Source organism: Janthinobacterium sp. BJB301, from assembly GCF_002735685.1.
In the GTDB taxonomy this organism is placed as follows: Bacteria; Pseudomonadota; Gammaproteobacteria; order Burkholderiales; family Burkholderiaceae_D; genus Janthinobacterium; species Janthinobacterium lividum.
Genome location: NZ_PDZJ01000004.1, coordinates 119,282 through 131,364 on the forward strand (window position 1 = coordinate 119,282; position 12,083 = coordinate 131,364).

Sequence of the window (12,083 nt, forward strand, 5' to 3'; positions counted from 1 at the left end):
ACTGTCATTTTGTGATGAAATATTATTTCATTTAAAATCGATTTATTTTCCAATTCATCACAATCATGAACGATAGCAACATTACCCTCGACGAGATCGATCGTCGCATCCTGAACGCCCTGCAAATTGATGCATCGCAAACCAACAGCGAGCTGGCGCAAGCGGTGCACGTTTCGGCGCCCACCTGTTTGCGGCGGGTCAAGCATTTGCGGGAAAGCGGCGTCATCGAGCGGCAAGTGGCCATCGTCGCGCCGCAGCTGGTGGGTGCGCGCCTGACGGCCATCGTGGAAATCACGCTCGACGTGCAGGCGGCGGAACGCATGGCGGAATTCGAACAGTTGGTAGCGCAGGAACCGGCTGTGCTGCAATGCTACCGCGTCTCGCCCGGGCCCGATTTCGTGCTGATGGTGCAGGTGGCCGACATGCCCGCCTATCACGCGCTGGCGCACCGCCTGTTCGCCGCGCACGCGAATGTGCGCAACGTAAAGAGTTATTTTTCCACGTTCCGCAGCAAATTCGAGACGCGCATCGCCGTGTGATTCATCGATGATATTTATCCACTGCTTGCCCACCGCTTGCCCACAGATTTATACGGTGCTTTTCCACCGCTTATGCCGCACTTGCCCACAGGTTTATACACAGGGGTGACGAGGGCTGGCCATGGCCGGCTGGCAGGGGGAGTGAGGCAGGTGCCACCATCGCCTGGCCCGCGCGGTGCCACAGCAGCATGAAAAAGCGCGTAAAGATGTGGCAAGGCAAACTTGTACACCGGCTGCACACAGATTGCCAACAAGTTGCGAGCCTACTTATCGACAGGCTTATCCACAGCGCTTTCGCGGCGGCAGGCGGGAAACTCAGGGGCGCACTTCGGCGTCCGCATAGAAGCGGTAGCCGGCATTGCGGGCGGTATTGATGGGCAAGGCCAGGCCCGCCGCCTGTTCCGCCTTGCGGCGCAAGCGGCTGATCTGCGTATCCAGGCGGCGCTGGTCGTAGCTGAGAAAATCCTCGCCCAGCGATTGCACGATCTGCTGGCGGCTGACGATGCGTTCCGGCTCGGCCATCAACACGTGCAGCACGGTAACGTCCTGTTGCGACAGCGCAATGGCGCCACAGCCGGGCGGCAAGAGGCGGCGCGGTCCCAGTTCAAGCACCCACGCCGTGGCGGGCGGCGGCACGGCGGCGGGCAGGGGCGCGCCGAGGCGCCGTGCCAGCGCGCCCAGGGTGGCGGCCAGTTCGTCCAGGTCGGCGCTCTTGGGCAGGTAGTAATCGGCACCACCGCCCAGTCCGTTGACCTTGTCCTGCGTCGCCCCGCGCGCCGTAAACACGACGATGCCGATGGGCTGCCCCTGCTCGCGCAAGGCGCGCACCAGCACCATGCCTTCGCCATCGGGCAAGCCGAGGTCGATGATGGCAATGCGGTGCAGGGCCGGCGTGTAGCAGGCATGGAAGGCGGCCAGGTCGGCCACGGCGCTGACGCGGTAACCGCAATCGCCGAGAAACTCGGTCAGCTCGTGGCGCAGCACGGCTTCGTCTTCAAGCAGGATGAGGTTCAACATGGCGCAAGGATAACCGATCGCCGTGGGGCCGGGAAGTTGTCTTTCTGACTGCCCCGATGGCCGTGGTAAGCTGCCTCGCCATGAAAATCCTGCTCGCCATTTGCCTGTTGTTCGCCACCCTGTTCCCCCACACTTCAGCAGCAGCGCCCGTGCCTGCGCCGCTGCTGCTGCCGGCCAGCGGGCAGCCCGTATCCGCCAGCGGCCACCTGCAGATGCTGCGCGATGCCACGGGCAGGCTGGGCCCCGATGCGGCACTGGCGGCGCCCGGCTGGCGCACCTTGCCCGGCGCCGTCAGCGCCGGCTACACGCAGGACGCCGTCTGGCTGCGCCTGGACGTGGCACGCGCGGCCGCCGCCCCCGATGAATGGGTCCTGCGTTTCAGCAACGCAGTGCTCGACGATGTGCGGCTATACCGCTGGGATGCGGCGGGCCACTGGATCTTGCAGGAGGCGGGCGCCGACGTGGCGCGCAGCAACTGGCCCATCGATGCACGCCAGGTGGTGTTTCCGCTGCGCCTGCAAGCCGATACGCCACAGCGCTGGCTGGTGCGCCTGCACAGCAAAAAGGCCATGTCCACCGAACTGACCTTGTTGCCCAGCGAAACCTTCGACGATGTGTCGCGCCGCGAATACCTGTATTACGGCTTGCAGTTCGGCACTTATTTGCTCTTGATCCTGTTCCATATCTTTTTCTGGCGCATGACGCGCGAAGCCCACAGCGGCTGGTATCTGCTGTACGTGCTGACGAATGCCACGACGGAAGCCCTGACGATCGCCATTCCCCAACAAATCTTCAACATGCCGAACTGGCTGTCCGATCCCATGCTGGGCGTGTCGATGGCGATGTCCATCGCCGTCGGCGCGCGTTTTTCCACCTTGCAACTGGAACTGCCCGCCCTGTCTCCCCGCTTCAGCCGCGTCGTGGTGGGCTTGACGGCCGCTGCCGCGCTGTGCGGTGCGCTGCTGGTGCTGCATGGCGACTATGCCGCTGGCGTGCTCGTCGTGCAAATGACGGCCTTGCCATTGATCGTGCTGTTCATCGCCCTGGCCAGCTGGCTGGCGCTGCGCGGGCATCGTCCGGCGCATGCCTTCCTGTTTATCTTCGGCATCTTTTACGCGGGGGTAGTGATCAGTTTCCTGCGCAATATGGCCATCGTGCCACCGAACTTCTGGACCAACCACGCGGCCACCCTGGGCGCCTTCGTGCACATGATGCTGATGAGCCTGCGCCTCAACCGCCGCTACGCCGAATTGCGCCGCGCCAAGGACCGGGCGCAAGCCGAGGCAGTCAGCGCCGTGCGCGCCCTGAATGAACGCCTGGAAGAGCAGGTGGCGCTGCGCACCGTGGCGCTGCGGCAGGAAATCGGCCGGCGCGCCGCGCTTGAGGGCGAATTGCGCGCCGCGCTGGAAGTGGAAACCCGCACCCGCGAAGAACAACAGGATTTCGTTGCCATGGTGTCGCATGAATTCCACACGCCATTGGCCATCATCAATACCACGGCCCAGCAAATTGCCCGCAACGCGGACGCGCCACGGGAAAAAACCTTGCAACGCTGCCAGAACTTGCGCGAAGCCAGTGGCCGCATGACGGCGTTGGTGGATGAATACCTGAGCGCCGACCGCATGGAAACGAGCGCGGCAACCTTCCGGCCCCTGCCGTGCGACTTGCCCGCCCTGCTGACGGCCGTGCTGGCCGAGTGGCCGCCGGGTCGCATCGAGGCCAGCGTGCAGGCGCTGCCCGCCAGCGCCGTGGTGGATGCCAGCCTGCTGCGCGTGGCCCTGCGCAACCTGCTCAGCAATGCCGACCGGCACGCGCCGCAAGCCCTGGCGATCCGCGTACAGGCCGGCACGCTCGAGAACGGTCACGTGCAGATTGCCGTCAGCAATGACGGCGAGCCGCTGCCTGCCGATGAAATCCCGCGCCTGTTCCAGAAATATTTCCGTGGCCGCATCGCCCAGCACAAGCCCGGCGCCGGGCTGGGCCTGTATCTGGTGCAACGCATCGCCGCATTGCACGGCGGCCAGGTCACGCTGGCCAGCGCTGGCAACGACGGCACCATCAGTTTCGTCCTGCGCCTGCCCGTCTGACGATCTCCCGCATTCCCGACCAAATCAGTCGGGAATCGCTCAGGTTTGCTCAATTTTAAATTTCCCCGTTCTGATATCTTTCCGCTCAGAAATTTTTGTAGCTTTTTATAACGATCGTATTTAAAAAAGCAACAAATACAGCCGCTAACGGACGCCGTCCACGCACAGCACAGGGAAAACATGTATCGCAACCAACTCGCCAGCCACCGCACCGGCCACGCCTTGTTCGCGCCGCGTTCCTGACCCGTTCTTTCCCCCTTTCCCGTTCGCGCCAGCCCGGCCATGCCCGCTGATGCGCGGGCGTTTCCCCATTCATCTCAACAAGGACATCGCATGCACCGTCACGGATCGTTGAATCACATCTACCGCCTCGTCTGGAGCCACGTCTTGAACGCCTGGGTCGCCGTCGCGGAAACCTCGCGCGGACGCGGCAAGGGCAGCCGCCGCAAACTGGCCGCGGCAGCGGCCGCCATGACGGCGCTGGCGCTGGGAGGACCGGCGCAGGCCGCGCCCACGGGCGGGCAAGTCGTGGCAGGCACGGCCAGCATCAGCCAGCAGGGCAACAGCACCACGATCAGGCAATCGAGCCAGCAGGCAGCGCTGAACTGGAACAGTTTTAACGTGGGCGCGAATGAAACCGTCAACTTCGTCCAGCCCTCGGCCGGCGCGCTGGCCGTCAACCGCATCTTCGACAGCAATGGCACGCAAATTCTCGGCAGGGTCAACGCGAATGGCCAGGTGTACCTGATCAATCCGAACGGCGTGCTGTTCGGCCGCGGCGCGCAAGTCAACGTGGGCGGCCTGGTGGCCTCGACGCTCGACGTCGACAACGCCAGCCTGGGCGGCGCTAAGCATGCGTTTAGCGGCAATGGCACTGGCCGGGTCGTCAATGAAGGCACGCTGCGCGCGGCCGACGGCGGCTATGTCGCCCTGCTGGGCCGGCAAGTGAGCAACCACGGCAGCATTGCGGCCCGCCTCGGCACGGTCGCCCTGGGCGCCGGCAGCGCCGCCACCCTGAGCTTTGACGGTGCGCGCCTGCTGCAGTTGCAGATCGACCAAAGCACCCTGAACAACCTGGCCGAGAACGGCGGCCTGATCCGCGCTGATGGCGGCCAGGTGCTGATGAGCGCAGGTGCCCGCGATTCGCTGCTGGCCAGCGTCGTCAACAACACGGGCGTCATCGAAGCGCGCGGCGTGGAACAGCGCGATGGCAGCATCATCCTGCTCGGCGGCATGAGCGCAGGCACCACCCATGTGGCCGGCACTCTGGACGCCAGCGCCGCAGCTGGCGGCAATGGCGGCTTCATCGAAACGAGTGCCGCCCACGTGAAGATCGGCAACGACGCCCGCATCAGCACGGCAGCACCGTCGGGCCGCGCCGGCACCTGGCTGATCGACCCCGTCGACTTCACCATCGCCGCCAGCGGCGGCGACATCAGCGGCGCCGCCCTGACGAACAATCTGCGCAACGGCAATGTGGTCATCCAGAGCACGCAAGGCAGCCGCGACACGGCGGGCGACGTGCACGTCAACGACCAGGTCAGCTGGTCGGCCAACCAGCTGACCCTGAATGCCCAGCGCAACATCAATATCAATGCCAACCTGAACGGTTCTGGCACGGCCAGCCTGGCGCTGGAATACGGCCAGGGCGCTGCTGCCGCCGGCAACACGGCCGTGTATCAGCTGGGCAGCGGCGCGCAGGTGAGTTTGCCCGCCGGGCAAAACTTCAGCACCAAACTGGGCGCCGATGGCGTGCGCACCGGCTACACGGTGATTACCGCCCTGGGAGCAGCCGACAGCGTCACTGGCACCGACTTGCAAGGCATTAATGGCAAGCTGGATGGGAATTATGTGCTGGGCGCAAACATCGACGCCTCCGCCGCAGCCGGCTGGCAGGCAGGCTGGAGCGTTGGCTTCGCGCCACTCGGCGGCGACACGGGTTTTAGCGGCGTGTTCGATGGGCTCGGCCACTCGATCAATCAACTCAGTATGAGAGCCTCGCGCAACCAGGGCAGTGGCCTGTTTTCCATCACCACCAAGAATGCCCTGATCCAGAATGTGGGCTTGAATGGCGGCAGTATCTGGGCCACGTATGTAGCCGGCGGCCTGGTCGGCACAAACGCAGGCACCATCCGCAACAGCTATGCTGCGCTCGACGTCGATAGCTACTCCGTCAGCGGCGGTCTGGTGGCGCGCAACAATGGCAGCATCGATAATAGCTACGCCACCGGCACCGTCAGGAGCCAGGCTCAGACAGGTGGCCTGGTCGGCAGCAATAACGGCAGCATCAGCAACAGCTATGCCGCGGGAAGCGTGGCGGGCCAGACTTATATTGGCGGCCTGATTGGCATCAACTGGGGCAGTGTCGACACCAGCTTCGCCACGGGCCGCCTGGTCCTCACCAGTGGCGGCAACGGCGTCGGCGGCCTGATTGGCAGTAATGCCTATTCCAACAAGGTCAGCAACAGTTTCTGGTCCATCAGCGGCACTGGCCAGGCCAGCTCGAGTGGCGGCACTGGCTTGACGGATGCGCAAATGCGCACGGCCAGCAGTTTTACGGGATTCAATTTCACCACCACGCCTGGCGCAACGGGCAACAACTGGGTGCTGGTCAACGTGGACGGCGGTCTGAACAATACCGGTGGCGCGGCCGGCGCCACATATCCGATGCTGGCATCCGAGTACTCGACCACCATCCAGAATGCCCACCAACTGCAATTGATGGCCATGGCGCCAGGCGCCGCGTATGTGCTGGGTAGCAACATCGACGCCAGCGGCACGGCGAACGGCAAGGATGTCTGGGGCGGCGCCGGCTTCGTTCCCGTCGGCACGCGCCACAACGCGTTCACAGGAAGCCTGGATGGCCAGGGCCATACCATCAGCGGCCTGTATATCAACCGCCCCAGCGACGACTATGCGGGCCTGATCGGCTATACAGACAGGACTTCGCTCATCAGCAATATCGGCCTGCTCGGTGGCAGCGTCAACGGCGCCTTCGCCGTCGGCAGCCTGGTCGGTTCGAATGCAGGTTTGGTCAGCAATAGCTACGCAACGACGACCGTCAACGGGGAAAGCAGTGTCGGTGGCCTGGTGGGCGAGAATTTTGACGGCACCATCAGCGCCAGCCATGCCAGCGGCACCGTCAGCGGCAGCAATGGCAAAGTGGGGGGCTTGGCCGGGCAGAATAGCGGCAGCATCATCGACAGCTATGCCAGCGGCAATGCCAGCGGCTTGCGCAATATCGGCGGCCTGGTAGGGGATAATCGCGGCTATGATGGTGCTGTCGCCAGCGTGCGCGGCAGCTATGCCAACGGCAATGTCACGGCCACCGAAGACAATGCGGGCGGCCTGGTCGGCTACAACAAGAGCGGTACGATCGCCGACAGTTACGCCAGCGGCGCGGTGAGCGGTGACCGCGATGTGGGCGGCTTGCTCGGTTACAATTCCCGCTCGACCGATAGCGTCAGCAACAGCTACGCGACGGGCGACGTACACGGCAATGCCAGCACGGGCGCCCTGGTCGGCTACAACGCGGGCGTGGTACGCGACAGTTTCTGGCGCGGCGAATCCCTGGCAGCCGGCATCGCCGAGAACGAAGGCACGCTAAGCAATGCGCGCGGCCTGAGCGCTGCGCAGATGCGTTCGCAAGCCAGCTTCGACGGCTGGGACATGGCGTCCACCGCCGGCAGCCATGCCATCTGGCGCATCTATGAAGGCCAGACAGCGCCGCTGCTGCGCAGCTTCTTGACCGCCCTGACCGTCACCTCGGATGCTGTCAGCAAGACTTACGATGGAAAAATTTATGCGGGCGGCCTGTCCAATGCCCGTTATTCGGTCGCCGGCGCTGCCGGTTCCGGGAAAATCTTTTCCTCAAACAATAGCCTGTACGGCGCCATCCGCGATGCCGGTCTCTACAACGCCGTCGGCACCTACCTGTATTCCGGCCAACAAGGGTATGACATCGATCTGCAGGCGGGCGCCCTGACGATCAACCGGGCCGTCATCAGCCTGAACGGCACGCGCACCTATGACGGCAGCGCCAGCATGGCGGCCGACCGGCTGACACTGAACGGCCTGGTGCAAGGCGAGAACCTGCTGTTGTCGGGTAGCGGTATCCTCGACAACAAAAACGCGGGTGGAAAAAAGGCCATGGCCAACGGCACGCTGGCGCTGGCGGACGGCAGCACGGGCCAGGCCAGCAACTACACCTTGGAGGGCGGCAAGCACAGCGCCACCGTCAACCGCGCCACGCTGAATGTGCAGGGCGTGGGAGCGGCCAATAAAGTCTATGACGCTGGCACGGGCGCCACCCTGACGGGCAAAGCCGGCGTACAGGCGCTGGGCGGCGACCAGTTGAGCGTGGCCGGCGGCGTCGCCCGTTTTGCCGACAAGAACGCCGGCATGGGCAAGACTGTCATCGTTGATGGCTACATCCTGCAGGGCGCGGATGCGGCCAACTATGTGCTGGTGCAGCCGAACAACGTCACGGCCGACATCGGCAAGGCCAGCGTGGTGATCACTGGCGTGGGCGCGGCGAATAAAGTCTATGACGCCACCACCGGCGCCACCTTGACGGGCAAGGCCAGCGTACAAGCGCTGGGCGGCGACCAGCTGAGCGTGGCCGGCGGCGTGGCCCGTTTTGCCGACAAGAACGCAGGCCAGGGCAAGACCGTCATCGTTGATGGCTACAGCCTGCAGGGCGCGGATGCGGGCAACTATGTGCTGGTGCAGCCGAACAACGTCACGGCCGACATCGCCAAGGCCAGCGTCACCGTCGCTGGCGTGGCTGCCGCAAACAAAGTGTATGACGCCACCACGGCCGCCGCCCTGACGGGCACGGCCACCGTGCTGGCGCTGGGCGACGACGAACTGCGCGTCGCCGGCGGCAGCGCATCTTTTGCCGACAAGAACGCCGGCAGCGCCAAGACTGTTACCCTCGACGGCTTTGTCTTGCAGGGTGCGGACGCGGGCAACTATGAGCTGGTGCAACCGGGCAAGGTCACGGCCGACATCGGCAAGGCCAGCGTCACCGTCGCTGGCGTGGCTGCGGCAAACAAAGTGTATGACGCCACCACGGCCGCCACCCTGACGGGCACGGCCAACGTAACGGCGCTGGGCGATGACCAGCTTGGTGTGACGGGCGGCAATGCCCGCTTTGCCGACAAGAACGCCGGAACAGGCAAAACCGTCACCGTCGATGGCTTTGTCTTGCAAGGCGCGGATGCGGCCAACTATGTGCTGGTGCAACCGGGCAAGGTCACGGCCGACATCGGCAAGGCCAGCGTCACCGTCACTGGCGTGGGTGCGGCGAATAAAGTCTACGACGCCACGACGGGCGCCACCCTGACGGGCACGGCCAAAGTGACGGCGCTGGGCAGCGATGAATTGCGCGTGACGGGCGGCACTGCGTCCTTTGCCGACAAGCATGCCGGCAGCGCCAAGACTGTTACCCTCGACGGCTTTGCCTTGCAAGGCGCGGACGCCGGCAACTATGACCTGACGCAACCGGGTAAGGTTACGGCCGATATCGCCAAGGCCAGCGTGGTCATCACTGGCGTGGCTGCGGCGAATAAAGTCTACGACGCCACCACCGGCGCCACCCTGACGGGCACAGCCAAAGTAACGGCGATGGGCGATGACCAACTTGGTGTGACGGGCGGCAATGCCCGCTTTGCCGACAAGCACGCCGGAACAGGCAAAACCGTCACCCTCGACGGCTTTGTCTTGCAAGGCGCGGACGCGGGCAACTATGAGCTCGTGCAACCGGGCAAGGTCACGGCCGACATCGGCAAGGCCAGCGTGGTCATTACTGGCGTGACCGCGGCGAATAAAGTCTACGACGCCACGACGGGCGCCACCCTGACGGGCACGGCCAAAGTGACGGCGCTGGGCAGCGACGAATTGCGCGTGACGGGCGGCACGGCATCCTTTGCCGACAAGCATGCCGGCAGCGCCAAGACCGTCATCATCGATGGCTACATCCTGCAAGGCGCGGACGCAGCTAACTACACCATCGTGCAGCCGGGCAACATCACGGCCGATATCGCCAAGGCCAGCTTGCTGTACACGGCCACGGCTACCAGCCTGACGGGCGGCCGCACGCCCGATGGCTTGAGCGGCAAGGTCAGCGGCTTGCTGGGCGGCGATACCCTGGCCGATGCCACCAGCGGCACCCTGGCCTGGACCAGCCCGGCCACGGCCAGCAGTCCGGCTGGCAATTACGCCATCAGCGGCAGCGGCCTGGCTTCGAACGACTATGCCTTCGTACAAGCCGAGGGCAATGCCGGCGCCCTGACCCTGACGTCGGCCAGCCTGCCGCCGCCGGCCCAGGCAGCCGTGGTGCAACTGCAGGCGCAAGTGCTGGGCAGCTTTGCCGATACGCGTCCCGGCACGCTGGCTGCCGCGCCCACCATCACCGTCACGCAGACGGATGGCCCGGCCGGCACGGCTGCCGCCAGCAATGCCTCGCCAAACACCACCATGCAGATCGGCAGCCGCGGCCCGGCCCTGCAAGTCGTCCTGGGCGGCGTCAAGCTGCCCGCCAACATGCTCAACGTAAATCAATAACACCATGACTCATTCATCGACTCCGCGACACCTGCTGCAACAACCGTTGCTGTCCCTGCTGCTGCTGGCCTTCGCGCCATGCGCCGCCGCCCAGACCACCCCGGTCGTGCCCGACGCGGGCGCCATCCTGCGCCAGTTGCAACCGGCCACGCCCGCCAACGCGCCCCCCGGCGCGCCGGCGCTGCGCATCGAACAGAAAGAGGGCGCGCCGCTGCCCGCCAGCGTGCCATTTCTCGTCACGCAGATCGACATCACCGGCAATAGCTCGTTCGACACGGCCACCTTGCAGGCGCTCGTCGCCAGCGCCCAAGGCACGACCCTGTCCCTGGAGCAGCTGGGCGAACTGGCGGCCCGCATCACCGGCTACTACCGCGCCCATGGCTATCCGCTGGCGCGCGCCATCGTGCCTGCCCAGACCATCCGCCAGGGCATCGTGCGCATCGAGGTACTCGAAGCGCGCTATGGTCAGGTGGGCATCGCCAACCAGAGCGACGTCAGCGACGCCTTGCTGAACGCCACGCTGGCGCCGCTGCAAGCGGGCCAGACCATCAGCCAGGCGGAACTCGACCGCAGCTTGCTGTTGCTGTCCGACATACCGAACGTGGCCATCACGGCCACGCTCAAGCCCGGCACCGAGGTCGGCAGCTCCGACCTGCTGGTCGATGCCTGGTCCGGCCCTGGCGTGGCCGGCAATGCTTTCCTCGACAACAATGGCAACCGTTACACGGGCCACGCCCGCCTTGGCGCCACCGTGTACCTGTACAACCCGCTGCACCAGGGCGACGTGGCCAGCGCCAGCGTGCTCAGCTCGGGCAAGGGCATGTCGTATGCGCGTCTCGGCTATGACCTGCTGCTGAACGGCGCCGGCACACGCGCCGGGGTCGCCATGTCCGCCTTGCGCTACCGCCTGCAAGGCGCCATGCGCCCGCTGGAAGCGCATGGCACGGCCCAGGTCGCCAGTGGCTGGCTGCGCCATCCGCTGCTGCGCAGCCGCGATGCGAACATGTCCATCCAGCTGCAATATGATCAGGTGCACTTGCGCGACCGTATCGACGCCAGCGCCATGCGCAGCGACCGCCGCCTGGACAACTTGAGCGCGACCCTCGGCGGCGACGTGCGCGATGCTGCCCTGGCCGGCGCCATCACCAGCTGGAGCGTGGCCGCGACAGCTGGCAAGCTCGACATCACCGACCCGCTGGCGCGCCTGAACGACGCGTTCAGCGCACGCAGCCATGGCAATTACGCGAAATGGAACGTCAACCTGTCGCGCCTGCAAAACCTGGACCAGCGCAATGCCGTGTATCTGACCGTCGCCGGGCAGTGGGCGGACGGCAACCTCGACTCGTCCGAAAAGATGAGCGTGGGCGGGCCGTACACGGTGCGCGCGTATGACGTAGGCGCGGCAGCTGGCGACCTCGGCTATTTTGGCAGCGCGGAATGGCGGCATGAACTCAGCGCCAGCGAAGCGGGACAATGGCAAGCCGTGGCCTTCCTCGACAGCGCGCGCGTGACGGTCAACCAGCAGCGCTGGTCGGCTGGCCCGAACAGCGCGCGCCTGCACGGCGCCGGGCTGGGCGTGAACTGGGCGGGCGGGCAGCAGTGGAATGCCCGCGCGTACGTCGCCAAGCCCATCGGCGGCACGCCAGTCCTGCTGGCGGCGCGCAGTTCGGCCCGCCTGTGGGTCGAACTGAATCGCCGCTTCTGATGCGGCAGCAACAGCCGCAAGCCGGGCTTGCGGCTGTTGCTTGATTCAAGGCACTACTTACCCACCAGCTATTCACCGTCTGTGCACGGTTTTTCCACAGGCTTACCCACAGCAATATTCTGGGAGTGAGTAGTGAAAATACAGTTATCCCCACTTATGCCCACGCTA

5 protein-coding genes are annotated in these 12,083 nt (G+C 65.1%); 4 read left to right on the forward strand and 1 reads right to left on the reverse strand.

What is annotated here, in order from left to right:
- Positions 1 to 65 precede the first annotated feature (65 nt).
- A complete protein-coding gene (locus CSQ91_RS22555; RefSeq protein ID WP_092609646.1) occupies positions 66 to 539 on the forward strand; it encodes an Lrp/AsnC family transcriptional regulator in 474 nt (157 codons plus the stop codon).
- A gap of 315 nt (positions 540 to 854) precedes the next feature.
- Here CSQ91_RS22555 and CSQ91_RS22560 read toward each other — a convergent pair whose 3' ends face one another.
- Entirely contained in the window at positions 855 to 1,556 is a 702-nt protein-coding gene (locus CSQ91_RS22560) for a response regulator transcription factor (protein ID WP_034782615.1), read from the reverse strand.
- Positions 1,557 to 1,636: 80 nt separating this feature from the next.
- On the opposite strand from CSQ91_RS22560, the gene CSQ91_RS22565 reads away from it, so the two are divergent.
- The 3 genes from CSQ91_RS22565 to CSQ91_RS22575 all read left to right on the forward strand — a co-directional run bounded on the left by CSQ91_RS22565 (position 1,637) and on the right by CSQ91_RS22575 (position 11,915).
- Entirely contained in the window at positions 1,637 to 3,643 is a 2,007-nt protein-coding gene (locus tag CSQ91_RS22565; protein ID WP_180278490.1) for a sensor histidine kinase, read from the forward strand.
- A gap of 333 nt (positions 3,644 to 3,976) precedes the next feature.
- Positions 3,977 to 10,210: a YDG domain-containing protein gene (locus CSQ91_RS22570; protein ID WP_180278491.1), complete on the forward strand. Its 6,234-nt coding sequence runs from the start codon at positions 3,977 to 3,979 to the stop codon at positions 10,208 to 10,210.
- A gap of 4 nt (positions 10,211 to 10,214) precedes the next feature.
- Positions 10,215 to 11,915 (forward strand): ShlB/FhaC/HecB family hemolysin secretion/activation protein, encoded by a 1,701-nt coding sequence (locus CSQ91_RS22575; protein WP_099389702.1) that lies wholly within the window; start codon positions 10,215 to 10,217, stop codon positions 11,913 to 11,915.
- Positions 11,916 to 12,083: the final 168 nt, after the last annotated feature.